The organism is Novosphingobium sp. ES2-1 (assembly GCF_015169775.1).
In the GTDB taxonomy this organism is placed as follows: Bacteria; Pseudomonadota; Alphaproteobacteria; order Sphingomonadales; family Sphingomonadaceae; genus Novosphingobium; species Novosphingobium subterraneum.
This window is the reverse complement of sequence record NZ_CP063447.1, coordinates 58,473-82,727: the sequence shown is the minus strand read 5'-3', so window position 1 is coordinate 82,727 and position 24,255 is coordinate 58,473. Positions and strand designations below refer to the sequence as shown.

17 protein-coding genes, 5 pseudogenes and 1 other annotated feature are annotated in these 24,255 nt (G+C 56.3%); of the genes and pseudogenes, 17 read left to right on the top strand and 5 right to left on the bottom strand.

Annotated features, from left to right (window positions below):
- Position 1: 1 nt before the first annotated feature.
- A complete protein-coding gene (locus tag IM701_RS18485; RefSeq protein WP_039338308.1) occupies positions 2-1,165 on the top strand; it encodes a hypothetical protein in 1,164 nt (387 codons plus the stop codon).
- Positions 1,166-1,546: 381 nt separating this feature from the next.
- Here the strand turns inward: IM701_RS18485 and IM701_RS22300 are convergent.
- Positions 1,547-1,615 (bottom strand): annotated as a pseudogene (locus IM701_RS22300) (transposase domain-containing protein); the annotation flags it as partial.
- Between the two features lie 385 nt (positions 1,616-2,000).
- On the opposite strand from IM701_RS22300, the gene istA reads away from it, so the two are divergent.
- The 4 genes and pseudogenes from istA (at position 2,001) to IM701_RS18465 (ending at position 6,409) form a co-directional block, all read left to right on the top strand.
- Positions 2,001-3,527, top strand: coding sequence for an IS21 family transposase (gene istA / locus IM701_RS18480; protein ID WP_082013536.1), 1,527 nt, complete (start codon positions 2,001-2,003; stop codon positions 3,525-3,527).
- Between the two features lie 12 nt (positions 3,528-3,539).
- Positions 3,540-4,280, top strand: coding sequence for an IS21-like element helper ATPase IstB (gene istB / locus IM701_RS18475; protein WP_039338375.1), 741 nt, complete (start codon positions 3,540-3,542; stop codon positions 4,278-4,280).
- A gap of 127 nt (positions 4,281-4,407) precedes the next feature.
- Positions 4,408-4,767, top strand: coding sequence for a transposase (locus tag IM701_RS18470; protein ID WP_230487952.1), 360 nt, complete (start codon positions 4,408-4,410; stop codon positions 4,765-4,767).
- A gap of 109 nt (positions 4,768-4,876) precedes the next feature.
- Positions 4,877-6,409, top strand: a pseudogene (locus IM701_RS18465) (IS66 family transposase).
- A 14-nt stretch (positions 6,410-6,423) separates the two neighbouring features.
- On the opposite strand, the pseudogene IM701_RS18460 reads toward IM701_RS18465, so the two are convergent.
- Positions 6,424-7,211, bottom strand: a pseudogene (locus IM701_RS18460) (IS66 family transposase); the annotation flags it as partial.
- An 85-nt stretch (positions 7,212-7,296) separates the two neighbouring features.
- On the opposite strand from IM701_RS18460, the gene IM701_RS18455 reads away from it, so the two are divergent.
- Positions 7,297-8,313, top strand: coding sequence for an IS110 family transposase (locus IM701_RS18455; protein WP_193828984.1), 1,017 nt, complete (start codon positions 7,297-7,299; stop codon positions 8,311-8,313).
- A 369-nt stretch (positions 8,314-8,682) separates the two neighbouring features.
- Here IM701_RS18455 and IM701_RS18450 read toward each other — a convergent pair whose 3' ends face one another.
- A complete protein-coding gene (locus IM701_RS18450; RefSeq protein ID WP_211257972.1) occupies positions 8,683-9,228 on the bottom strand; it encodes a transcription termination/antitermination protein NusG in 546 nt (181 codons plus the stop codon).
- A 586-nt stretch (positions 9,229-9,814) separates the two neighbouring features.
- Positions 9,815-10,883 (bottom strand): annotated as a pseudogene (locus IM701_RS18445) (IS66 family transposase); the annotation flags it as partial.
- 726 nt (positions 10,884-11,609) lie between these two features.
- Between IM701_RS18445 and IM701_RS18440 the strand changes: the two are divergent.
- Positions 11,610-12,782: pseudogene (locus IM701_RS18440) on the top strand (IS3 family transposase).
- Positions 11,837-11,951 (top strand) — a sequence feature (AL1L pseudoknot). It overlaps the preceding pseudogene by 115 nt.
- A 391-nt stretch (positions 12,783-13,173) precedes the next feature.
- On the opposite strand, the gene IM701_RS18435 reads toward IM701_RS18440, so the two are convergent.
- Entirely contained in the window at positions 13,174-14,262 is a 1,089-nt protein-coding gene (locus tag IM701_RS18435; protein WP_039338550.1) for an IS5 family transposase, read from the bottom strand.
- 434 nt (positions 14,263-14,696) lie between these two features.
- Between IM701_RS18435 and IM701_RS18430 the strand changes: the two genes are divergently transcribed.
- The 10 genes from IM701_RS18430 (at position 14,697) to IM701_RS18385 (ending at position 24,255) form a co-directional block, all read left to right on the top strand.
- Complete coding sequence (locus IM701_RS18430) at positions 14,697-15,974, top strand: lipopolysaccharide biosynthesis protein (protein ID WP_169745770.1); 1,278 nt, start codon at positions 14,697-14,699, stop codon at positions 15,972-15,974.
- Positions 15,958-16,587 (top strand): methyltransferase domain-containing protein, encoded by a 630-nt coding sequence (locus IM701_RS18425; RefSeq protein ID WP_082013552.1) that lies wholly within the window; start codon positions 15,958-15,960, stop codon positions 16,585-16,587. The genes IM701_RS18430 and IM701_RS18425 overlap by 17 nt, the downstream gene beginning before the upstream one ends.
- A 7-nt stretch (positions 16,588-16,594) precedes the next feature.
- Positions 16,595-17,485: a glycosyltransferase family A protein gene (locus IM701_RS18420; protein WP_082013553.1), complete on the top strand. Its 891-nt coding sequence runs from the start codon at positions 16,595-16,597 to the stop codon at positions 17,483-17,485.
- A 19-nt stretch (positions 17,486-17,504) separates the two neighbouring features.
- On the top strand, positions 17,505-18,806 hold the full coding sequence (locus tag IM701_RS18415; RefSeq protein WP_193828983.1) for a hypothetical protein: 1,302 nt from the start codon (positions 17,505-17,507) through the stop codon (positions 18,804-18,806).
- Between the two features lie 48 nt (positions 18,807-18,854).
- Positions 18,855-19,382: a DapH/DapD/GlmU-related protein gene (locus IM701_RS22295; RefSeq protein ID WP_082013554.1), complete on the top strand. Its 528-nt coding sequence runs from the start codon at positions 18,855-18,857 to the stop codon at positions 19,380-19,382.
- 2 nt (positions 19,383-19,384) lie between these two features.
- Positions 19,385-20,587: a hypothetical protein gene (locus IM701_RS18405; protein WP_156135948.1), complete on the top strand. Its 1,203-nt coding sequence runs from the start codon at positions 19,385-19,387 to the stop codon at positions 20,585-20,587.
- A complete protein-coding gene (locus tag IM701_RS18400) occupies positions 20,584-21,708 on the top strand; it encodes a glycosyltransferase family 4 protein (RefSeq protein WP_193828982.1) in 1,125 nt (374 codons plus the stop codon). Before IM701_RS18405 ends, IM701_RS18400 begins: the two co-directional genes overlap by 4 nt.
- A gap of 41 nt (positions 21,709-21,749) precedes the next feature.
- On the top strand, positions 21,750-22,883 hold the full coding sequence (locus IM701_RS18395) for a glycosyltransferase (RefSeq protein ID WP_082013556.1): 1,134 nt from the start codon (positions 21,750-21,752) through the stop codon (positions 22,881-22,883).
- Between the two features lie 21 nt (positions 22,884-22,904).
- Positions 22,905-23,453 carry a hypothetical protein gene (locus IM701_RS22150; protein ID WP_082013557.1) on the top strand — a complete coding sequence of 183 codons (549 nt, stop codon included), beginning with the start codon at positions 22,905-22,907 and terminating at the stop codon, positions 23,451-23,453.
- A gap of 166 nt (positions 23,454-23,619) precedes the next feature.
- Entirely contained in the window at positions 23,620-24,255 is a 636-nt protein-coding gene (locus IM701_RS18385) for a bifunctional 2-polyprenyl-6-hydroxyphenol methylase/3-demethylubiquinol 3-O-methyltransferase UbiG (RefSeq protein ID WP_039338562.1), read from the top strand.

Sequence of the window (24,255 nt, the reverse complement as noted above, 5' to 3'; positions counted from 1 at the left end):
GATGAACTCTGTTCTTTGCTCGGTCGGCATTAGCACTGTGGCGGCAGCCTTGGGATGGTTGGCGACAGTTGATGTCGCAAGCCAAGTTGGCAGTTCGGCACCGGCTTTGCTCAGGCGCGCGGCGTTTTTAGAATTAGAGGACCTTCCTGTCGCAACGGCTCTCGGCGGAAAAGCAGACATCGAAATACGGGCAAGGAAATGGCTCCAGGCAGAGCCGTTGACGGCCGCCGCTATCCCTGTGGCCGTCGGCCCGGCAGGCAATGCAACCGAAAGCGGCGTATCAGTCGCCGCTCTTAGGCTTGCTGAAACGGTTTCTCGTCGGGTTCCCAAGGTGCAGCTTGAGCTTGCTACGCTCGCCGCGCAATCGGGAAATCTTACCGACATGCTTGTGCATTTCGATCGCGCGCTTCTCGTGGATCCGTCCTTGGAGGGCAGATTGCTCCCGCCATTGATTCCCGCACTTGCGGACCCAAAATTTCGGATAGCTTTGAGGCCTTTAGCGGGACGAACCTGGCTGTGGAACTTCGGAAGGATGGCGGCCGCCGCGCCCGGGGGACATGTTAACGCAGCGCGACTGTTTTGGGAGCTTGGTGCGGATGAAGGGAGAGCGCCCCGAGAGTTTGTGCCCGTAGTGATTCGAACCTTGGTCTCCTCCGGCAACATTCAGTCTGCGCGAGAGTTCGTGCTTAAGAACGGGAAGTTGCAGCCAAGTCAGCTCGATGCATTCTCCCCAACGAAAGCAAACTCAAACCCGGACTACGTTCCGTTAACCTGGGATGTCGCGGACAACGAAGTGGCACTGGTCAAGCTGGAACCGGAAGGTCAATGGGCAGCCTCAATCGAACCTGGGCGGCGAGCAAGGTTGTTTAGACGGACGACTTCATTCGCTGAAGGACAATATCGTGTTGAAGTCCCGGTGCGGTCTGGATCTGAACCAGTGTCGGTTTCCATACAGTTGAGGTGCTTGCCGGCCAATTCGCGGGCTTCTGTCGAGATGTTGGCATCGATCCAGCCGAATGAGACCCGTACACTAATCCTTAACCCGGCTTTTTCCCCGGACTGCCGGATTCAGGATTGGGTGATAGAGGCCTCGGCTCCGGATGCACAGATGCCAGCGTTGTTGATGGCAGCTGGTGAAATGGGTGTAAAACCGCTCGCGCGTTGAGTGATCAGATTTTTGCTTTCTGCTGTTGACCGCCTACTGGAGAAGTTTGAATTTTGTAGGTAAAACTTCTTGGCGTCGCTAAGCTTTAGAGAGCGTGTTTCAATACTATCCTGTGTAAAATCATGACCCGGCTGCTCCGCGCGCGAGAGAGCTGGTCCGGGGCGATTTACAGCCAAGCTGTCGCTGACGCGATGGTCTGCTCGAAGACCTCGAAGCTCACGCTGCCGAAGACGATCTAGCGGCCGAAGCGGCTGCGACGAAGGCGACGAGTGTCACCGGTAAGCGTGGCCTAAAGGCCGCTGGTTAGGCTGCCTTTTCGATCAGCGGCTGTTCGAGGACAGCCCAATTCCACGGCATGAGTTTATCCCAGCGCAAGGCTGGCTAACCACCCGCGATTTTCGCGATGACATCGGCGATGTAGACCTGCGGCTCGATGCCGTTGAGTTTTGCCGTAAGCGCTGTTCTGTGCCCACCTTGCGCGGTTGAAGCGTAGCGCCGAGTTTCCGCGCCCTGATTGGGCGGGGTGCGCTGCTACTATGATAATCTCGGGTGATGATCCTGCGAGCAAGGGCGCGCAGCGGTTCGAGGTGTTTACGGGCGCGGGCAAGCGGCGGGATTGGCCGCCCGAAGTGCGGATTCCGAGGTCATCGCGCGCACTGTTCCGATTTGATCGCGCGCGGCATTCCGAGGTGATCGCGCGCAGCGTTCCGAGAATTGTCCGCGCAGGATTCCGAGATGATCGCGCGCAGTTTGAGGTGTGGGCAGCCTGATCGTTGGGCCATTTCTCCGGTCGTCAGTCGACTGGAGGAAATGGATGCCGACGAGGAGGTTAGCGATGCGCCATGTGCGCGAGATTTTGCAGCTGAGCCTGGATGCCGGGTTGTCGACGCGGGTAGTTGGCGAACGGGTCGGGATCGGGCCGACGACGGTGCGCGACACGCTGCGGCGTTTCGGGTGGTCCGGGCTGACGTGGCCGGTGCCGGCCGAGATGACCGACGCGGAACTGGAAGCGCGCCTTTACGGCATATCCGGGGTGAGGCCCGGCCGTCGTAAGCAGCCAGAGCCAGATTGGTCGGTGGTGGCGCGCGAACTCAAGCGCAAGCACGTGACACTCCAGGTTCTGTGGGAGGAGTATTACGCCGCAAACCCGGATGGGTATCGTTACAGTCGCTGGTGTGACCTGTTCCGGGGTTGGCAGGGGCGGTTGCCGCTTGTGATGCGGCAAAGCCATGCAGGCGGCGAGAAATTGTTCGTCGACTATGCCGGAGACAAGGTCCCCGTCGTTGTCGACCGGCGTACAGGCGAAGTTCGTGACGCCCATCTGTTCGTGGCGGTGATGGGCGGATCGAGCCTGTCGTTCGCGTGTGCCACCTGGACCGAGCAGTTCGCTGACTGGATCGAGGCGCACAATGCGGCCTTCGCCTTCTTCGGCGGGGTGCCGCAGTTGCTGGTTCCCGACAATGCCAAGGTCGCGGTGATCAAGGCTTGTCACTTCGATCCAATGCTTAACCGTAGCTACAACGACATGGCTCGTCATTACGGGACCGCAGTGCTTCCGGCGCGCCCAAGGCGGCCGCGGGACAAGGCGAAGGTCGAGGCTTGCGTTGGCATTGTCGAGCGCTGGGTGCTGGGCAAATTGCGCAACCGGATTTTCTACAGCCTTGCCGAATTGAATACGGCGATCGCCGGCTGCTTGGCTGACCTCAACGATACGCGAGTGATGCGTCAGTTCGGAAAGACGCGGCGCCAATTGTTCGAGGAAGTAGACGCGCCGAACCTGAAGCCGCTGCCGGCCGAGCCTTGGGTCCATGCAGAATGGAAGCGGTGCCGGGTCGGGCTCGATTACCACATTGCCGTCGACCGCCATCATTACTCGGTGCCCTACCGCTTCGCCCGCCGTGAAGTCGAGGTCCGCTGCACGGCCCGTACTGTCGAGATATTCCTCGGCGGTGAGCGTATTGCCGTTCACATGCGTGGGTCTGGCAATGGCCGACACACAACCATCCCTGAGCACATGCCGTCCAGCCATCGGCGCTACCTCGAATGGACGCCGGCCAAGATCCGCGAAGAAGCAGCGCGTGTGGGTCCTATGCTGTCCTTGCTGGTCGAGAAAATCATCGAGGACCGGCCACATCCCGAGCAAGGATATCGGTCCTGCCTCGGAATAATCGGCTTGGCCAAGCGCTTTGGCGCTGTCCGCCTGGAGGCAGCGGCACTGCGTGCACTGGAAATCCAGGCTCGCAATTATCCCAGCGTCAAATCGATCCTTGAGAAAGGGCTCGACCAGGTTCCCGTGCGCGAAACCCCGGAGCGCACGCCGATCCTTCACACCAACATCCGGGGCTCCGGATACTATCACTGACAGGACCCATGAATGCTGAAACATCCGACACTGGACCAGCTGAACCAGCTGGGCCTCACTGGCATGGCCCATGCCTTCTCAGAAATGGAGAGCAACGGCGATGCCGCCGGCCTCAGTCATGCCGAATGGCTGGCAATGCTACTCGACCACGAAGCCACTTGGCGAAACGACCGCCGCCTTGCCCTGCGCCTGCGGCACGCGAAATTGCGACACCACGCGGTGCCCGAGGACGTTGATTATCGCAGTCCACGTGGATTGGACCGCCGTATGTTCGAAATGCTGCTCAAGGGCGACTGGATCGGCAACCATGAGAACCTGGCCATCATTGGCCCGACGGGCGTCGGAAAGAGTTGGCTCGCCTGTGCAGTCGGCCACAAGGCCTGCCGGGATAATCGCTCCGTCCTCTACACCCGACTGCCGCGGCTGATCGACGAACTGTCCCTCGCCAAGGGCGATGGCCGGATCGCTGCACGCATGAAAAGCCTCGCCCGGGTTGACCTCTTGATCCTCGACGATTGGGGTCTCGAGCCACTCGATGGCAATGCAAGGCACCACCTCCTCGAGATTCTTGAAGACCGCTACGGTTGCCGCTCGACCATGGTGACCAGTCAGCTTCCAGTGGCGCGTTGGCACGAGCTGATCAATGACCCCACTTACGCCGACGCCATTCTGGACCGCCTCGTTCACAACGCCCATCGTCTCGAAATGAGTGGCGAATCCATGCGCCGCCTGTCCGCCACAACTCCGGCTTGACCAAGCCGAGAACACAGTGACATCATTACCCAACGATCAGGTGGTCACCTGCGCGCGATCAAATCGGAACGCTGCGCGGCATCAGATCGGAATACATGCGCGCCATCGTCGGAATCCGCAGCCCGAAGTGAAGGCCTCGATTGTCGCGGAGTGCTATTCGGGCCGGGAGAGTGTCAGTGCCGTTGCTCGCCGGCATGGGCTCGATCCTTCGCAGGTTTACGCCTGGCGGCGGGATTTGCGGAAGCGGCTTGAGGCCGAAGGTGTGGTCCTGCCTTTGGTAGAGCCGGAAGCGGTCGCGTTCGTGCCCGCCGTAATCGAACCCAGCGCGGTGCCAGATCCTGCTCCCACGCGGCGTCCCCGTCGTCGACGTCGCACCGCAGCTGCAGCCGTCGAACTGGAGATCGACGGGGTGGCGGTGAAGATAGGCCGCGATGCCGATGCTGGCGTGATTTCCGCAGTGATCGAAGCCCTCAGGGCAACACGATGATCGGACCTGGCGCTGGCGCGCGCGTGATGGACTGGCGGCGGGTGCATGGTGGACGCCGCCCCATGGCCCCGCAGATTGCCGGTTGACGAGGCCTTCGCCTACTGATTCACTGCCTTTCATGCTCATGGAAGCGGACCTTCCCAACGATGTCGAAGCGCTGCATGCGCTGGTCCTCGAACAGGCCCGCGAGCTCGATGTACTCAAGGTTTTCCAGACTGAAGTCGAACGCCTGAAGGCGATCATCGACGCCTTGCAACGCCACCGTTTCGGACGTCGTTCGGAGCAGCTCGACCCCGATCAGTTCGAGCTCGCCCTGGAGGAAGTCGAGACGGCGCTGGCCGAGGCGGAGCATGCCTGCGCCAAGGCGAGCGGTGCCCCGGCCGAGCGACCGCGCAAGACTAATCGCGGTTCGCTGCCGGTGCATCTCGAGCGGATCGAACAGGTTGTCGATGTGGAAGACAAGGCCTGCCCCTGCTGTGGCGGGGCGCTCCACCAGATCGGCGAAGACGTGGCCGAACGCCTCGACGTCGTGCCCACCACCTTCCGCGTCCTCGTCACCCGCCGACCGCGCTACGGTTGCCGCTCGTGCGAGAGCACCATTGTGCAGGCCCCGGCACCGGCACGGATCGTCGAGGGCGGCATTCCCACCGAAGCGCTGATCGCGCAGGTGCTGGTCGCCAAGTACGCCGATCATCTACCCCTGTACCGACAGGCGCAGATCTACGCCCGGCAAGGCATCCAGCTTGATCGATCCACCCTGGCAGACTAGGTCGGGCGGGCAGCATGGTACCTGCGTCCCTTGCGCGACCACATCCTCGAGCGATTGCGACGATCAGAACGGCTGTTTGCGGACGAGACCACCGCGCCGGTGCTCGATCCGGGCCGCGGGCGGACCAAGACCGGCCAGCTATGGGTCTATGCCCGCGACGATCGCCCTTGGGGCGGCGGTGATCCGCCGATGGTCGCCTATGTCTACGCCGCCGACCGCAAGGGCGAGCGAGCCGAAGCGCATCTCGGCGATTTTGCCGGCATCCTGCAGGTCGATGGCTATGGCGGCTATGCCGCGCTCGCCCGGCGGCGTAACCAGATCGGCCTCGCTTTCTGCTGGGCGCACGTGCGCCGCAAGTTCTACGAACTGACCGATACATCGCCGGTCTCTACCGAAGTGCTGCGTCGCGTCGCCTTGCTCTATGCCATCGAGGATGAGGTGCGAGGATTTTCCGCGGAGCAACGCCGGGCTGTTCGCCACGACCGCAGCCGCATCATCGTCGAGGATCTTCGCCAGTATCTCGAAGCCCGCAATCGCCAGGTCAGCGCCAAAAGCAAGTTTGGCGAAGCGATCCGCTACGCACTCACCCGCTGGGATGGGCTGTCACGCTTCCTCGACGATGGCCGCATCGACCTCGACAGTAACACCGTCGAACGCTCTATCCGGCCCCTCGCGCTGAACCGCAAGAATGCCCTGTTCGCCGGTTCCGACGAAGGCGGCGACAACTGGGCGGTGATCGCCACGCTCATCGAAAACTGCAAGCTCTCCGGCATCAACCCGCACATCTGGATGACCGATACACTGGCCAGGCTGGCCAACGGTCATCCGGCAAACGGCGTCGGCGAACTCATGCCCTGGACCGCAGTGGCCTGAGAACACCGCTTACGTTTTGCCGTTTCGAAAACCGAATAGATGGCGGCGGCGCGCTCGCCTCCGGCTTTCGACCCTGCGAAGAGCCAGTTCTTCCGACCGATTGCGACGCTGCGCATCGCGCGTTCGGCGATGTTGTTGTCGATCTCGGCCAGACCATCATCGAGGAAGCGCGTGAGCGCGATCCAGCGCTTGCGACCATAGGTCAGCGCCTTCGCCATCGCTGATTTGGGCGACTGCCGGCGCAAGGTATCGCCGATGGCCGCGCGCAACTCATCGACCAGTGGTCTGGTTTTCTCCTGTCGCCGTTGCTTCCGCATGTCGGGCGGCAGTCCGCGAACTTTGTCCTCAAGCCGGTAGAGCGCTGCGATCCGTTCGAGCAGATCGGTGGTCAATGGCGTCGGGCTGGTCTGGTGGTTCTCGAATATCTTGCGCCGGAATTGCGCTCAGCAGACGACCTTCTGGATCCCGTTGCCGGCATAAAGCCTCTCGTACCCGGCGTAGCCGTCGGCCTGAAGGAGGCCGGTGAAGTTCTTCAGCTCAGTCTGCGGCTGGATACCGCTACGGTCGGGCGTGAACTTGTACCACACCAGCGCCGGAGCGGTTGATCCGCTGGCCCCGTCGTCGACGACGTAGGTCCACAACCGACCTTGCGCGGTCTTGCCCTTGCCGGGCGCCAGCACCGGCACCGGCGTATCGTCGCTGTGGATCTTGCCGGCCTTCAGGCCTTCCTCGCGGATCCAGGAGGCGATCGGGTCGAGCAGATGTGCGGCTTGCCCGCCCACCCGGCCAGCGTCGAGCGGTCGTGACGTGATGTCGTGGACGACCTCCGCACGAGCGTAGCTGTGTAATCATGTGGTCGTTGTAGGTCCACGTCTAGGAGTCGTTCCATGGAGCAGGAGGTTGCCACCGTCGGATTGGATCTGGCGAAGAATGTGTTTCAGGTTCATGCCATCGCCGCCGATGGCGCAGTGCTGATCCGGCGCAAGCTGCGCAGGACCGAAGTCATTCGATTCTTCACTGAGTTGCCGCCTTGCCTGGTCGGTATGGAAGCCTGCGCGTCGGCGCATCACTGTGCGCGCGAGTTGATAGCGATTGGCCATGAGGTGCGCCTCATGCCGCCGGCCTATGTTAAGCGGTATGTAAAGCGTGGGAAGACCGATGCAGCAGATGCCGTAGCGATCTGCGAAGCGGTCACCCGGCCGACGATGCGTTTTGTCGCAGTGAAGTCGGTCGAGCAGCAAGCGGTGCTCATGCTTCACAAAAGTCGCGACCTGATGGTCCGGCAGCGCACCATGCTGATCAACGCGCTTCGCGGCCACTTAGCTGAGTACGGGATCGTGACAAGTCTGGGCGCCGGCGGCGTAGTGGCTTCCTTGAAGGCGCTGCACGAAGAGCAGGACAGGTTTCCTGCACACGCCCGTTCGGCCCTTCATGGCATTGCCGCTCAGCTGAGGGCACTAACGAGCGAGATCGATCGGCTTGAGGCGCAAATCCTCGATTGGCATCGTAACGACGAGACGAGCCGCAGGCTGGGTACAATCCCTGGAATCGGCCCGATTACAGCTTCGGCTATTGCAGCGGCGGTGCCCGATCCATCGCTGTTCCGATCAGGCCGTCAGTTTGCCGCCTGGCTTGGACTCACACCTCGCGCGAACAGCTCGGGTGGCAAAGAGCGGCTCGGCGGAATAACCAAGCAGGGCGATGGCTATCTTCGCCGGCTTCTGGTGGTCGGTTCGACCGCCGTCATGCGAATGACGCGCAAGAATCCTGCTCGCCAACCCTGGATGGCGGGCCTACTCGAGCGCAAGCCCACGAAGATCGCGACAGTGGCGCTCGCCAACAAAACAGCCAGAATTGCCTGGGCCGTGATGACGCGGAAGGAGGTCTACGCCGCCGCCGCATAAGGAGATCTCCGTCACTCGATAATCGCGTGATGGGATGCGTTGGAGCAGCTTAGTAGTGATGACGAACCGGTCAGACCGGGGGCTGGTGAAACCCAGGGGGTCACAGCGCTTCGAGCGCGATGACGTGATTAGGGAGCCAGCCTGCGGACTTCATCAGGGCCAGCAGCCATGCGGTGCTGCGCGAACAGGCCGAACACATGGATGCACCCGACCGAGGTCATTAATGCCGAAAAGCTCTTGCGCAGCGGAGGTCGTCCACACATGGACCTACAACGACCACATGATTACACAGCTACGCTCGTGCGGAGGTCGTCCACGACATCACGTCAGTCGCCATCAGCGACCGGCTATGAAGAACGACTCATAAGCCTAGTCCTCGAGACGCAAATCGGCTGCTCTTAATGCTACACGTGTGTTTTTTCCAATTATGTCCAAGAGAATCCAGATTCTTCTATCCGATTCTATTTGCTCTATACTTCCAATAAATTCCGAGAGAGGGCCATTTGTTATGGAGACGTTATCTCCGATCTGCAATAATTGTGAGGGGAGCAACCTTCCGGTGTGATCACAACGGAGCATGAGGTCAGAGATCAAATCGAGCGGGACTTGCGCCGGTTGATCTTTGGAAAAGCTCACAATTCGACTCACGCCAAATGTGCTGTTAACGGTCCGCCATCGGATGACTTCTTGGTCAAAACTGACAAACAAATAACCCGGGAACAAAGCTTTCTTTGTTCGAATAAAGCTCCGCACCTTGCGGGTGGTCGCCTCTTCAAAAGGTGCGAAGATTTGTATGCCCTGCCGTAGAAGATTGCGCCTGGCGATGGCGTCAGCGTTGGGCTTTACCTGGACCACGAACCAAGGTTGCGAAACGGTCATCCGGGGGCTGGCAGTGAGAAGAGGAATTGCGGTCATGCTCAAGGGCTTGCTTGGCAGGTGTCACGAAGTCAACTCGGATCTGGCATCCAGTGGGTGATCTGTGCTGAGGCTGGCTTAGAGCGTTTGGCATTGCTTACCGGACCGAAGATTTGGCATCATCGGCAAACCCAAGATCACCACCGCCCCGCGCGACCGCATCACCTACTATTGATATCGTTGAGACAGGCAACGACAGCCGGTGCTTCACGCACCGCAGTTGAGGAAGTCCAGAGAAAACTCCTTCGCGCTGCTGCCGCCTCCGGTCGGGCTACGCCTTCCTTGCGCCGCCAGCAGCGCGAAACCTGCCATCACCATTTTCACAGCCCCCAGAACTGCACGGAGGGCCTTTTCCGCGCCGATAGGAGGTCGCGATTGACGCCAATTGACAGCGTCGGTTCTGGTGACAGCCCTAGGCTCGTGCTTGCCCCTGGGTTTCCGCCGGTAAATTCGGGATGTGAGCATCCGACCCGGCAGCCACTTCTCGTTGTCCTTTTAGCCATAGCCGCTTTCTGCCGGGACATCGGAGCCAGCGTTGTCGGTGCTCACGACGCGTAACTGCTGAGGTAGTTGGCACTGAGGCCGATCAAGCGACGGCGAAGCGTCCGTCGACGAGGTCGCAGATTGCGCTGAGTGCGGACTGGCCAGAAAGGCGTGCGGTGCCGGTGACGGAGTGGTATCCGGTATGGATCTGAGCGCCCCAGTCTGATCCCAAACCATTGGAGACCTTGCGGAAGACGACTGAGGGGCGGATTTCGCGCTCTGAGATGTTACTCGTGACCGGCACGTCACAGTTTGTGAGGATGACGAAGAACTTTCCTCGCCATGCCTTTATCTGCTTGAGCAGAGCACGCCCGGCGGGATGAGCGACAGGTCTGGTAACCAGACGATCGAGCATGATGTCAGCTTTGGCAGCATAGGCGGCCAAGGTGCTGTCCTTGAGCTGGTCTCGTCGTGGCCCGACCTTGGTCGCGCAGCGCAAATGGTCACGGATATGCGGGGCAAAGACAGTGTTGGCGCTGTCGATGGCGTACTGAACATCGCTCAGCACATGGGCAAGGCAAACTTGGTGCTCGCGTCTCAACTCCTCCTGACCCGAATAGCGGTCGGAGGCCGAGACATCGGTCCGATGCCGCCTCAATACGTCTTCGGCAACGCAGCGGACCCGGCGCGAGGCAATCTTGTGCAGGACAGCGTCGCTGGACAGGAACACCCACTGCCACTGCATAAAGCCGTTGGTCCTGGTCGTTGTCTCATCTGAAGCAATGATATGCGCCTTGAGCAATTTGGCGCGGATCGCGGTCGGGGCCACCCATGCTGGTGCGCAGGCGGCGGAACATGCTGGCGATGGCACTTTCGAAGATTGTCAGACCAAACGGCTCGCCAGCAATCGGGGAAAGACGCTCGAAGTCCACGTGATCGCTATGATGCAGAAAGCCATGAGCGCACTTGTGCCGGGGCCGAAGGGCGAACCGGGGAGGTATGCCCACAGGCGCCTGTGCCTTGTAGTGTCGGCCACAGCAACGGCAGCCCGCCCCACAACTCCACCTGGGTGACGATGGACGGATCGGGGGCAGGTCGACATGATCGTAGCGCTGCCGGCACTGCTGTACCTAGGCGGTCACATCCGTGCCGCAATGGCTGCTTCGCTCAGCACATGAAGCGGGGGGGGCCATCCCAAGGGTGAATCGAACTCCGATTTACCGCGCATCCATTTTCTGCCAACCTCGTGAGCAATTCCTACGACGCGGCGACGGAGGCGCCCGTCATCAGTCGATGCGGACGTCAACGCCAACTCTCCGATAAGCCATTGCTCCGGTCGATGCTGATGGCGATTTGTAGCCGAAGACTGGCAGCGTTATGACGGGCAATGACGTGCCGTCCTCGCGCCATTTTAGCTTGCAGCCGGTCTTGAGCGTCCAACGTGCTTTTACCCGATCCCGTTCGGTTCATCGGGCCGCAGATCCTTCACGTGCTTGTCAGCCTTGATCGCCTCGCGTTAGAACTCGGTATTTAGCTACGTAGGGGTAGGCAGGACAGTGGCATAGACAATCTGACCACCCGTCGAGAAATAGCCACAATCCGTTAGAGCCGCATCGAAGCGAAGGAGCGAATGTTGGTCGATCTGCTCTGCACAAGTTTCCCGTGAGATAGCCAAACAGTTGCCGCATCTGTCACCGTTCTAACCACCAAAGCCTAACAAGCCGCTTGGACGACAAGCAATCCTTGTTTTGGAACTCGTCATCTATCCCACAGCGAGTACGGCGCCAGCATCTGAACCGCCCCGGCTTTCCCGGAGGCTCCAATTTGTGAGAAGGAGCTTTCGTTATGAGCAAGACCGGAACAAGTTCTGTCCTAAAGTCCACGAACGTGCTTTGCGCATGGTTGGCGAGCATCGCGCCGATTACGGGTCGGAGTGGGAGGCGATGACCTCGATCGCCAGCAAGATTGGCTGTACGGCCGAGACGCTGCGCCGCTGGTGCCGGGAGGAGGCGAGCAGACGAACGGCACCAGCGGCGCGGGCCGCCGATGATCAGGCCCGGCTCAAATTGCTGAAGCGCGAGGTCAAGGAATTGCGCCGGGCGAACGAGATTTTACGCAAGGCCTCAGCGTATTTTGTGATGGCGGAGCTCGACCGCCGCGAGAAATGATGATGTCGTTCATCGACGCCTATCGCGAGGATCTGGGTATCGAGACGGTTTGCCGGGAACTGGCAATCGCCCCGTCCTCCTACCATAAACATGCACGTCGCTTGGCCGATTACGGCAGGCGCCCCACGCGTGCAGGCCGTGATGACGGGATCAAGACGCAGATCAAGCGCGTCCACGAGACCAGTTCGAGGCTCTACGGAGCGCGCAAGGTCTGGCATTAGTTACTGCGCGATGGTGTGGCTGTTGCCCGGTGCTCCGTGGAGCGCCTGATGGCCGCCATGGCGCCGGCGGGCGTTCGGCGTGGCAATAGGACGGTCACCACGGTCAGCAACCCGAAAGCTGCGTGCCCGTTGGACAAGGTCAACCGCGAGTTCCGCGTCGAATGGCCCAACGCACTGTGGGTGGTCGAATTCACCTACGTGCACACCTGGCCGGGTTCGTCTTCGTGGCCTTCGTGATCGACGCCTATGCCCGCCGGATCGTGGGCGGGAAGGTCAGTACGTCGGCCCCCGACGGCTTCGTCCTCGACCCCTTGGATCAATCCATCCATGCCCGCAGGCCAGGACCGCAACATGGCCTGGTCCACCACAGCGACAGGGGCGTTCACTACCTTGGAATGAACTATACGCTGCGCCTGGCCGAGGCCAACCTCGCGCCATCGGTGGCATCTTTGGCGACGGCTACGACAATGCCTTGGCCGAGACTATCAATGGCCTCTACAAAACAGAGGTCATTTGGCGACAGCGGTCGTGGCCAAGCGCATCGGCAGTCAAAATGGCAACCCTGCGCTGGGTCGACTGGCGCAAAAACCAACGCCTTTTCAGCCCCATCGGCTACATTCCGCCCGCCGAGGCAGAAGCAAATTACCATGCAGCCAAAGAGACCCTCGATATGGTTGCATGACTCAATTGAAAATGCTCCGGGAAAGCCGGGGCGGTTCAAGCACTGGCTTCCGGGACATCGTAAGCGGGTCAAACAGTGATCGGCCGCAATTATTGCGCAAGCTGCGGCGCCGAGCGCCAATCAATCGACACTGGAGGGCCTTAGGGTCCACAAAAGCTGGCTAACAGTTTCAACCGACAAGCCGCTCCGCTTTAAACCTCGCAACGATCACAAGCCACAAGGAAGCGATTGCCCCCCTATCACAGCTGGACACCTCGAAGAACCGGCTGTTTTTGGCTTGACGGCGCCGCGAGGGGTCTGATGGCGGCTTTTGAGACGTGAGGGTTGGCCTTTTCGGCCGGGTTTCCTTGGTTTTCTGGTCCGGAGCGCCGTTCAGCGCCATGTTTTCGCGCTATGCGGGCGTACCTCGCCCTTCGAGCCAAACGAGGCGCTGGAAGTTATAGACGAGGTTGGCCATGCCGATCTTGATGGTGGCGCGGGCGATACCGATGGTGCGCACGACGAGCCCCATCCGGTGTTTCTGTCCCGCGAACACGTGCTCGACATGGGCGCGGACCTTGGATCGTCTGGTATTGGCCCTGGCGATCCGCTCGGGCAGCGGCTGCCTCGGTTTGCGCTTCTGGTGGACGTGGCTCTTGAACATGCCTGCCGCCAGGAAAGCCTCGTTCTTCTTCGACCGGTAGGCCGTGTCTGCCCAGACGCCCGAACCGGTATTGGCCTTGCTGACCAAGTCCGGCAGTCGTGCACCGTCATGGGCATTGGCGGCGCTGGCATCCCAGGTGCGGATCAGCCCATGGGCGTGGTCGATGCCGATGTGGTTCTTGTAGCCGAACATCGGGATCGCGAGATCGACCGGCTTGAAGGCCTTGGGATCGGCACCCTCCTTCACCTTGGCTTTGGTGTATTTCACGCTCCCACGGGCATCGCGATCCTTCTGGCGGAGCCGGGCTGGCTTTGCCTTCCATGCCTCCGGGATCCGGCCGTCCTTGATCGCTGCCTTCTCCTCGTCGGTGTTCCGCTGCTTGGGGGCAGGCACAACGGTAGCATCGATGATCTGGCCGCCCATGGCGAGATAGCCCCGGTCGGTCAGTGCGGCATCGAAGCGGGCAAACAATCGGTCGATCGCCTTGGCCTGGACCAGACGCTCCCGGAACAACCACACCGTCGTCGCATCCGGCACGGTGCCATCTAGCCCAAGACCGAGAAACCGCTGGAACGACAGCCGATCCTTGATCTGAAATTCCGTCGCTTCGTCCGACAGCGAATAAAGCGCCTGCAGCACAAGAATCTTGAACATCAGGACCGGATCGAAGGGGGGGCGCCCGCCCTTACCTCGGACGCTCCGGCGCAAGGCGGCAATCAATGGACCGCGGAACACCTCAAAATCAACCACCGAACCCAAGCGCTCCAGCGGATCGCCCGCCGCGCTCAGCGCCTCGTACCGGTCCGAAAGATCAAAGAAACCCGGCTGCCCTGCCATCACCGCCTCCGACGCCTCGTCGGCGAAGTGAATCAAATCCGACCTTCAGACGCCAGAGTTTTTCGAGGCGTCCAGCTTCGCCTCATTAGACAGCGCAGTGAAGCGCGTCAGGCCGTTCCGCGCCATGCAGGAAAGTCCTTTCCGAATCCGGCAGGTTATCCTAGAGGGACCATCGTGAGTAAGCGGTCTAGGCGATTGTCGAAGATGGGGAGGATGCCGAGGCACCCTCCGTGCGGTAGCTTTGGATAACTTAAAGCCATCGTAGACGAGTTCGTTGGCAGAGTTTCCCTTAAACCAAGTGGTTGAACCATAAACCAAAAAGCTCTCGCAACGTGAGACGCCTGGATGAGTTCAATATTGGCAAATAAGTATGCATTGCTTGTTACGTGAACAACTCCGTTAGATCAATAACAGACAAAATAATGCTAAATATAATGACGCGCAATCCCTTGATTTGGAATATTGGTAAACTAGTATTAGGGGCTGGCCTTGGCCAGATTATTACATTAATTGCGGCGCCATTGATAGCTCGGCAATTTGGGCCGCTTAGTTTTGGACAACAGGCCACTGTGTTGTCTGTCGCGGGACCGATGGTCACCCTGACATCGATGGCCTTTCCCATTGCGATCGTAATAGCGCGCACCGATGAAGAAGCGCATGCGCTCTCCCAACTCGCTCTCATGGGCAGCCTCATTTTTGCGCCGTTCTTAACCGCACTCCTTGTAATTAATGACATGTGGGCGCTCAAGCAGCTTGGCTTGGAATCCATTAGCCAGTACGCTCTTCTAGTTCCAGTCATCGCTGTCCTGACGACCATCAACATGTCCGCAGGTTACTTAATGACGCGAAGCGGTTCCTTCAATCTCTCAGCATGCGCGACGGTTGGGGCGTCCCTCATTGGGAACGTAACAAAGTTGGTACTAGGCGGTTTTTGGCCGAACACCCTTTCGCTGCTGATCGGAAACGCAGTTGGATACCTCATCGCACCACTGCTAGCACTACGTTTGCGCGTCCATCGGTCGAGAAAGATTGCTTACGAGGCGCCCGACCAATTGTGGACCATCGCACGTTCTCACTGGGATTTTGCATTTCTTCGGGCACCGCAAAACTTCCTCGTTGCCATATCGCAATCCATACCAATCATTGGACTAACGGCATGCTTCGGACCCGAAGCCGCAGGCTATTATGCTTTAGCAACGGCACTGGCCACCGCGCCGGTTTCGCTGATCGGAAACGCCGTGCAAGCAGTCTTGTATCCCCGTCTCAACGAGATCAGCCTTGCAGGAGGTGACACAACAAAGCTGTTAATCAAATCGACAGTTTGCCTGCTCGTTGCCGGGAGCCCATTTCTCGCTGTAACTGCAATGCTTGGGCCTTGGCTTTTCGCCACCGTGATGGGGCCGGAATGGCAGGAAGCTGGGGTCTACTCGGCATTTTTAAGCCTTTGGCTCTGGCTCGGACTCGCCAACCGTCCTGCAGTTTCGGCCATTCCGATCCTGGGCATTCAAGGAGGCTTATTGTTATATGAGGTCATTGGGACAATCGCTAAACTTGGAGCGGTTATTGCGGGATACGGGGTGTTTGGAAGTGCGAGATGGACCGTCGGAATATTCTCCATCACTGGGGCAGTTGCCTACGCTCTGCTGATCGTGTGGGTAATACGTAAAAGCGCAAAAGTTCGCCGAAGGAATCAAAATGACAAAGCAGGTTGAAGCCGGACACTACGAGTTCGGAAGATATATGAGCCTTCCTCGTTGGAACAGCATCTGGCAACAGCTAACATTAGTCTCGACACTAGGAGGCGAAAATATACTGGAAGTCGGCCCAGGTCCAGGGCTATTTAAGACGGTCGCAAACCATATTGGCTTTCACGTTGAAACTGTTGATCAGGATCCCGAGCTCGAGCCCGACCATTTGGGTGACGTACTCAGGTTACCACTGAACGATTCAAGCTACGACGTTACCTGCGCTTTCCAAGTATTAGAACATTTGCCATTCGATGGCGCCTTGAAGGCTCTAGACGAACTCGCAAGAGTAGCCAGAAATTACGTAGTAATAAGCCTGCCGGATGCAGAACGCACCTGGCGGTTCATCATTCATCTTCCAAAATTCGGAGAGCGAGCCATCCTTCTGCCACGACCTCGCCTTTCAAGAAGTATCCACAAATTTGACGGCGAGCATTATTGGGAGCTTAACAAGCGTGGGTATGAAACTAAAAAGGTGATAAGCGCGTTTCTCAAATCACGTAAGCTGGATTTGGTACGGACTTTTCGATCGTTCGAAAATCCGTGTCATAGGTTCTTTGTATTCTCCGTCGCCGACTGAGAAAGTAATGGCCAAGATGCAGAAATCCGAAAACCAAGCTTCGTCAAAAGACGTTTGCTCGATCGTAATTCCAATCTTTAATAGGGAGCGCACGGTCGAGAGAACGATATTGAGTTGCCTCACCCAAGAGCACGCAGCGATTGAGTTGATTTTGGTGGACGATGGATCAACGGACCAAAGTGTAGAAATCTGTAAAAAATTTTTGAAGATGAAACACCGTCCTGGGACAGTAGTGCGCTTTGTAAGTCAGCCAAACCAGGGCGCTTGCGCCGCACGAAATCTTGGAATGAGCCTTGCTACCGGGAATTATCTACTGTTTCTTGACTCGGATGATACAATACCAGCGGAAAAAATATCTACGCAAATCGCCGCACTGAATCACAAAAATGCGGATTGCTGTATTAGTGATTATCGAGTAATCGATGAGCATGCAGGATCCTGCGAACTATTCAGAAATGAATTGAAACCCCATCAGTTCATTTCTAGATTGAAGAGTCCCTCAAATTCAGCAATAATCATGCGGAGAGAGACCATACCTAAAGGTATGCAATGGAACGTCTCACTAAAGCGGATGCAAGATTTTGACTTTATGCTTAGATATCTCGCCACAGTAAAAACTTGGGTCTATGTCCCCAAGGCGCTTTACAACTATCATCTCCATAATGGCCCACGAATTTCTGATGGCTATTTAAACGGAATGCCCTATTTCGCGATCTTTTTGTCCATGCATAATCATCTCAAAATTCACTCGGTTGGCCTATATGTCTATATAAAGCTACTATCCCTTCTTGGACTTAATCTGATGAAGGCGAGCTTTAAGGACTCGGCAAGTAAGATATTGCCGATTTCATTAAAGAGAGCACTGAAGTTGGTACTGGCACGATCATCGGTGTCGTAACCTAAAAGGACGCGATCTCATGTTCGAGAAATTTCCTTTTCTTGTGATTGTGACAGTAATTGCTCTCTTCTCAATGCGAGTTAACTCTGCGCTTACGCAGAACAAATTTAGCGCCGATAAAGCGTTTTGGTATGCATGGCTATTTCTAATCTGGTCTGCAGAAATCGTGACAAGCTTTCCATTTTTTGAATACTATTCTCAGTACCCGATAGATCAAGGGACAAGGGAGCTTGTTCTAGCAACGCTATTGTCCGCACTTGTTGGATTTCTTATTGGGTCATATATATATAGGCGAATGCCAGGAGGGCGCGGCGATAGAAAGGTCGAAGAGGGCTTCATATCGTTCCTCGGCAGAAAGCAAAATTTTATTGCTTTATCAATCCTTCTCATTGGAGCGTATGAGTTCATATTGAACCGGAACAAATTTTCGGACTTGCAGGCTCTTCGATATGCGGCTGTCACTGGAGACCTTACCTACGGCTCAGCCAGCGTACAGTTTTTCTATTTTGCACAAGCCTTCCTTCTTTTCCTTGGATTTAGTGACGGAACGAGGGCTCGCGTAAGCAAGTTGGTAGCCTTTGCTGCAACAACAGGATTGGTTTTCCACAATTTGTCCCTAGGTGGACGAATAAACGTCATTGTAGGGCCCGCGCTCTATCTAATTGCCTATGCAGTGAGCGCAAGCGGAAAAGAAAATAGAGATGTAATTGGAGAGCTTAAAAGAACCTTAGTCGTCGTGACAGCGCTCATAATGACGGTATTCACGGCGCTTCGTCTTCTTCGTGGCCCAACGGACGGCATGAGTTACCAATCTAGCGTCCTCGATTCTATTATCAATGCCATGTTTGCTATTCCGATGTATGTCTCTGACACGTATATTTCGATCTCTGTCCATGCTATGCACGCCTCCGAGGCCAGTATTCCGTATGGATATTATACTTTTGATGCGGCTTATAGGTTATTTGGCCCGATCTTGTCCACAAACTTGGTCGATTCGAGTGAGGTGTTTGGACATATTTTCTATCGTGACACACCGGCCCCGTGGGCATGGACACAAACGAATATGATTCCGCGTCTCATAGCAGATTTCGGTGCAGGTTATTGGGTGGCGATTATTCCGATTTTTGCTTTGGCTCAATGGGGGAGCGTCTATCGATTTAGAATGGTCTTTTTAGGAAACGCCATTCGAAGCATGATGATCCTATGTAGTGCATATTCAATACTTGGGATCTTTTGGTTTAGTGCATTCACAGTTTTAACGTTGTTCTACGCTTTTGCCATTTATTTGATTTGCTCAAGTATTAGGGGCGTGAGGATATAGGATTTACACTCTCTGTGAAGCGTTGCTTGTGGCAGGAGGGCTTTTTCAATGACATCTTCGATTAGGCATTTTGTGAATCTTTTGTTTATGATATTTCCCCCTACTCGGCTCTTTGCGGCCAAGCGGGCCTTGTGGCGGATTTGCGGTGTATATTTGGGCCATGGTGTCAGCCTAAACCAAGGTTGCCGTGTTGTGGGTTCGGGGCCAGTGTCGATCGGTCAGGGCACATGGGTTGGAATCGATGCAACCTTTATTGTCCCTGATGGAGGGGGTGTGTCTGTGGGTTCGAACTGCGATATCGGTCCGGGGGTTCTTTTCAACTGTGGTAGTCATGCAATCGGGGGGCGCAGCAGGCGAGCTGGTGCAGGATTATCAAAACCAATCTCTGTTGGTGACGGGGTTTGGATCGGGGCTAGAGCAGTCATTCTTGGGGGTGTTGATATCGGATCGGGTTGTGTGGTTGCGGCAGGAGCGGTGGTTCTTCCAGACAGTTACCCAGAGCACGTTCTGCTTGCTGGAGTTCCCGCTCGGGTGGTGAAAGTGATCTCAATTGTGGATGAAGAGGTCGGAAATTGACCGTGAGAAAGCCCCGCCTGTTTTATATCGGCATGGTCTGTACTGAGGCCTACGTTGCGGCAATCGGCGAGGATGCATACGTTGCAGCGGCAGCAGCTAAGATGACTGCAATCTCTTCTGCATTGAGAAAAGTTGGTAAGCGGTCTGTGCTAGTGTCGCTTCCTTTTGTTGGTAAAGGGTCCTTGCGACAGCGTGGCCGGGCTCTTCGGGGTGACGGCTTCCCTAGTTATTTTTTGCCGGTATGGCGCTTCGCACTAATTCGGAAAATTTGCGGCACCTTTGCACTTGCCCGGTTTGCAGTTTGTGTCATAAAGCAGGGCGATACAGTCTTGTTTTACAATCACGCATTGGAGTATCTGCTTGCTTTGATCATCTTGAAGTATCGCGGTATTTCAGTTTTTCAAGATATAGAAGACGTTCCAACAGGAAAGGAGGCTGGAGTACGTTGGCTTATCGAAGTGTTATGTTATAGGGTGATGTGTAATTTGACGTCTCCCCACAAGATTACAGTATCGAACCAGATTGGTCGTTGCCTCGAGATAGGTGAGTTTTTGGCTGTGCACGGAGTTGCGACGCCCTCCGTCAGTACGCACGTCGATCCTCGTTGGGCTAGGCTTTCCTCAGGTGGTGCACTACGCGTACATTTCGGAGGGTCAATTCTGCCGTCCACTGGCTTAGACCTATTTTGCGACACAGTGATGAATCTGGAGTGTCACTCTCGTCGCTTGGCGCGAGACGTTATTTTCATTGTTACGGGAAAGGGGGATCTTGATAGGGTGCGCGGTTTAAGCGCGTCCCTACGGTCTGGTCGCCTGCAAATCCAGGTGCATGAAGGAGTGGAGCGCGCTGGTTACTATGAGCTTTTTCATAGTTGCCACGCAAGTTTATCCTTGAAGTGTCCTGAAGGAGAGCTTGCAGGGACTACATTCCCTTCGAAAGTGATTGAGATTGCTTCGGCTGGTTTAGCACTCATCGCAACTAGTGTTAGTGACGTTGGAGACATTTTCAAAGAAGATGAAGCGTGGATCATGCAGAGTGCGAACGCCGACGTGTTGAGTAGCATAATCATGGAAATGGCGGCTGATCCGATTGAGATTCTCCGGCGTGCATCAGCAGGTCAGCTCAGTATACAGCGCCGATTTGGGCCATCCGTTGTTGGGGCGTCCCTCGCATCCTTCCTGGATTTGAGGCAGTCATTGGCATGACGTCGCTCTCGATTTGGTTCTGGCAACGGATGGTTACACCGCATATGGCTTTCTTGGCAGTTTCGCTTGCTGATCGTGGTCATCAAGTTAATTATGTAGCGGAACGAAAGCTCGATGAGGACCGGGAGGCGCTTGGATGGCAAGTTCCCGATCTTCCCAATGTGTCGCTTTATTTTGCCTCGACAGCGCACGAGGTTGAGCGGCTCGTATCATTGTCGTTATCGAGTTCCGTTCATTTAACACAGGGCTTCCGGTCGAATGGATCTGTAGCTCTTGCTCAGAGGGCGATTAAGGCGCGCGGTCGACGTCACTTCGTGATCATGGAGACTGTGGATCGGAGAGGGCCTATTGGGGCACTTAGACGTGCGCTGTATGCCTGGCACCTGAATAGGTGGCGAACCGGGTTGGATGCCGTGTTGGCAATTGGAGCCGACACAACGACCTGGGTGGCACAAATGGCACCTGCAAATTTGAAAGTTTTTCCGTTCGCGTACTTTTTGCAAGATTCTGAGGTCTCTGCACCCACATTGGCCGGTTCACCTTTTCGTTTTCTTTTCGTGGGCGCACTGGTGGCTCGAAAAAGAGTCGATCTTTTATTGCGGTGCTTGTCTGAGCTTTCAGATCAATCTTTTGAGATTGAGGTGATTGGCGATGGACCTATGCGTGAAAGCCTGATGCGTCTCGCGGCGGACCATCTTTATGATCGCGCCACATTTAGCGGTGTTGTGCCAATGAGTGACGTAACCGACTACATGGGGAGGGCGGATTGCCTCGTCCTTCCAAGCGATCATGATGGTTGGGGCGCAGTTGTCTCCGAAGCACTAATGGCAGGGACGCCTGTAATATGTAGTTCGTCTTGTGGCGCGCGTGATGTGGTCGCTGCCAGCAATGCTGGTGGGATTTTCCCAACTGATAATCCCACCGCTTTGCGTAACTCGCTAGCTTCTGTGCTAGCGCAAGGGAAGGTCACGTCCGCGCGCCGAGAAAGATTGCGAAAGTGGGCTCGCTCTCTTGGAGCAAATGCTGGTGCCGAGTATCTCGAAACTATCTTACGAGCGGTAATGTCCGGCACGTCGCGTGTGGCGGTAGTGCCATGGCGGGGCCACAATGCGGTACCTTAGAAAGACCTTTTCTGAATGCGGTGGCAATGTAGGAAAATATAGTGCGTGTTGCTCATGTAACCTCTGGCCTTGACCGTCGAGCTGCGGGTGTTGGCGCTGTAGTTGAGGCGCTATCGCTGGAGCAACTTTCTCTTGGCCATGATGTGCGAGTTTTTGGACTTGAATCCTCAGATTGGTCACGGGTTGACAGATTTAGGTGGGAGGGTGCTCCAGTCGAAGCGCTGAAAGTTATTAGTTGGGCGCGTTCCTTCGGTCTTTCGCCAGGTTTAAGGACGGCTTTGTCGCGCTTTGAGCCGGATATTGTACATCTTCATGGTCTGTGGATGTATCCGTCTGTAGCAGTCCTGCAATGGCATCTTAGGACAGGTAATCCTTACATTTACTCACCCCACGGTATGCTATCGCCCGTCGCGCTCTCCTACTCCAAACATAAGAAACGGATTGCTCGAATTCTTTTTCAGGATAAGGTGATAAAACGTGCCGCCGCGCTTGTCGCATCTGCGGCAGCAGAAGCTGATGACATACGGTTGTTCGGCTTGAACGATCGAGTTTCGATTGTTCCTCACGGCATTCATGTTTCTCCCGTGCCTCCTACTTTCGATGTGCAAAATAAGAGCCTTCTCACCTTGGGGAGAATCCACCCTGTCAAGAATCTCCACACCCTCATCGAAGCGTGGGCGCTTCTCGAAAGCAAGCACACGGCTTGGTCGCTCCACATCGTAGGGCCAGATGAATGCGGGCACCGGTCTGAATTGCAAGATTTGGTCGCAAAACTAAAATTGCAACGTGTAACGTTCAGGGCGGCGGTTGATGGAAATCAGCGCAATGTTTCGATGGCCTCCGCTAACCTATTCGTGCTTCCCTCAAGATCCGAAAACTTTGCACTTACAGTTGCGGAAAGCCTAATGATGGAGACGCCTGTGATTGCTACACGCGGAGCACCATGGTCGGGTCTGGTCGACCAAAAATGCGGATGGTGGATTGAACACGGCGTCGACCCACTGGTCGCTGCGCTCGACGCAGCGATGAGTTTGCCTGAAGATAAACGTAACGCAATGGGGCAACGCGGCCGCGCTTGGATGCTTCGTGATTACTCTTGGGAATCTGTGGCTAACAGGATGCTGTCAGTGTATGATGACGCGATTGCCCAACGGTCGGTGGAGTCAACGCTTTGAGCTTGAGAGCTTGCAAAGATAATGTCTAAACGCGCTGAAATTGTTCCGTTGCCCACGATCAATTTTCGTAATCGGGCTCGACGGTTTTTGTGGCGCGTAGTTAGCGCTTTATTTTTTCGTCCCACTCCGGTGGCCGCTCATCGGTGGCGGTGTTTATTGCTCCGCCTGTTTGGCGCGACTGTAGATGCGGACGTGCACCCTTATCCTAGCGCAAGAATTTGGGCACCTTGGAACCTCAAATTGTATAGAGGAAGCTGCTTAGCCCCCGAAGTCGATTGTTATAACGTTGCTTGTGTCGAGCTGGGTGAGGGTGCGATTGTTAGTCAGAAGGCCTATCTATGCACAGCAGGTCATAATTTCGACGATCCGACTTTTCCCTTGACAGGGGCGGCAATTGTCATTGGTGACGGAGCTTGGGTTGCGGCAGGTGCATTTGTTGGCCCGGGTGTACGGATTGGTTCGCGTGCCGTCGTTTTGGCACACTCTGTCGTTGTGCGAGATGTGGCCGCTGAGATGGTGGTTGGCGGCAATCCCGCACGGGAAATTAGGAAGCGCGGAGACGAAGCCTAGTCTGTTGGCCTTGGACGCTGAACGAAGTTGCCGAGAATGTAAGGCAACTATATATTTCAATGACGGGCGTTGAATTAACTGGGCGCAATCAGACAAAGGGTTCGATTGACGGTATATGCTCGGTATCTAATAAATATCGTCACGACATCTTCTTAGAGGAGCGCAAATGACCGTCGAAGTTGATATAAGCGGGTATAGCTATGAGAATGCTTATCCTAATAGCTCCCATGCCTATTTGCTTCCTACATTGTCCGAAGAGCTGGCAGGGCTTCGATTGACCAAGGAAAAACGTTTATTTGAGCTTGGCTGTGGCAACGGTAGCATCGCGGCCGCTCTAAGCACTGTTGGTTGGGAAGTGTCGGGCGTTGATCCGTCAGAGGAGGGAATAGCACAGGCTAACAAAAAATATCCGGAACTTCGGCTCGAGATGGGATCAGCGTACGACGATTTGGTGGGGCGATTTGGGCGGTTTCCTGTTGTCACTAGCCTTGAGGTAATAGAGCACGTGTATGCACCGCGTGATTTTCTAAATAGCCTTTTTAGTTTGGTTGAGCCGGGTGGAACAGCGATTATAAGTACCCCTTATCATGGCTATTTGAAGAACCTTGTTCTCGCAATGACGGGTAAAATGGATGCCCATTTCACTGCGACGTGGGATCATGGGCATATCAAGTTCTGGTCGATCAGAACTTTGACCATTTTGTTAGAGGAAGCGGGATTTCGCGATATCCGCTTTAGAAGAGTGGGGCGAATTCCGGTGTTGGCGAAGTCGATGGTCGCTATCATGAAGCGACCAGGTTGA

What these genes read in the sequence shown, in the direction of transcription:
- IM701_RS18485 (WP_039338308.1), top strand. Translation starts at nt 2, where the DNA reads ATGAACTCTGTTCTTTGCTCGGTCGGCATTAGCACTGTGGCGGCAGCC.
- istA (WP_082013536.1), top strand. Translation starts at nt 2,001, where the DNA reads ATGCGCCATGTGCGCGAGATTTTGCAGCTGAGCCTGGATGCCGGGTTG.
- istB (WP_039338375.1), top strand. Translation starts at nt 3,540, where the DNA reads ATGCTGAAACATCCGACACTGGACCAGCTGAACCAGCTGGGCCTCACT.
- IM701_RS18455 (WP_193828984.1), top strand. Translation starts at nt 7,297, where the DNA reads ATGGAGCAGGAGGTTGCCACCGTCGGATTGGATCTGGCGAAGAATGTG.
- IM701_RS18450 (WP_211257972.1), bottom strand. Translation starts at nt 9,228, where the DNA reads ATGACCGCAATTCCTCTTCTCACTGCCAGCCCCCGGATGACCGTTTCG.
- IM701_RS18435 (WP_039338550.1), bottom strand. Translation starts at nt 14,262, where the DNA reads ATGGCAGGGCAGCCGGGTTTCTTTGATCTTTCGGACCGGTACGAGGCG.
- IM701_RS18430 (WP_169745770.1), top strand. Translation starts at nt 14,697, where the DNA reads ATGACGCGCAATCCCTTGATTTGGAATATTGGTAAACTAGTATTAGGG.
- IM701_RS18425 (WP_082013552.1), top strand. Translation starts at nt 15,958, where the DNA reads ATGACAAAGCAGGTTGAAGCCGGACACTACGAGTTCGGAAGATATATG.
- IM701_RS18420 (WP_082013553.1), top strand. Translation starts at nt 16,595, where the DNA reads ATGGCCAAGATGCAGAAATCCGAAAACCAAGCTTCGTCAAAAGACGTT.
- IM701_RS18415 (WP_193828983.1), top strand. Translation starts at nt 17,505, where the DNA reads ATGTTCGAGAAATTTCCTTTTCTTGTGATTGTGACAGTAATTGCTCTC.
- IM701_RS22295 (WP_082013554.1), top strand. Translation starts at nt 18,855, where the DNA reads ATGACATCTTCGATTAGGCATTTTGTGAATCTTTTGTTTATGATATTT.
- IM701_RS18400 (WP_193828982.1), top strand. Translation starts at nt 20,584, where the DNA reads ATGACGTCGCTCTCGATTTGGTTCTGGCAACGGATGGTTACACCGCAT.
- IM701_RS22150 (WP_082013557.1), top strand. Translation starts at nt 22,905, where the DNA reads ATGTCTAAACGCGCTGAAATTGTTCCGTTGCCCACGATCAATTTTCGT.
- IM701_RS18385 (WP_039338562.1), top strand. Translation starts at nt 23,620, where the DNA reads ATGACCGTCGAAGTTGATATAAGCGGGTATAGCTATGAGAATGCTTAT.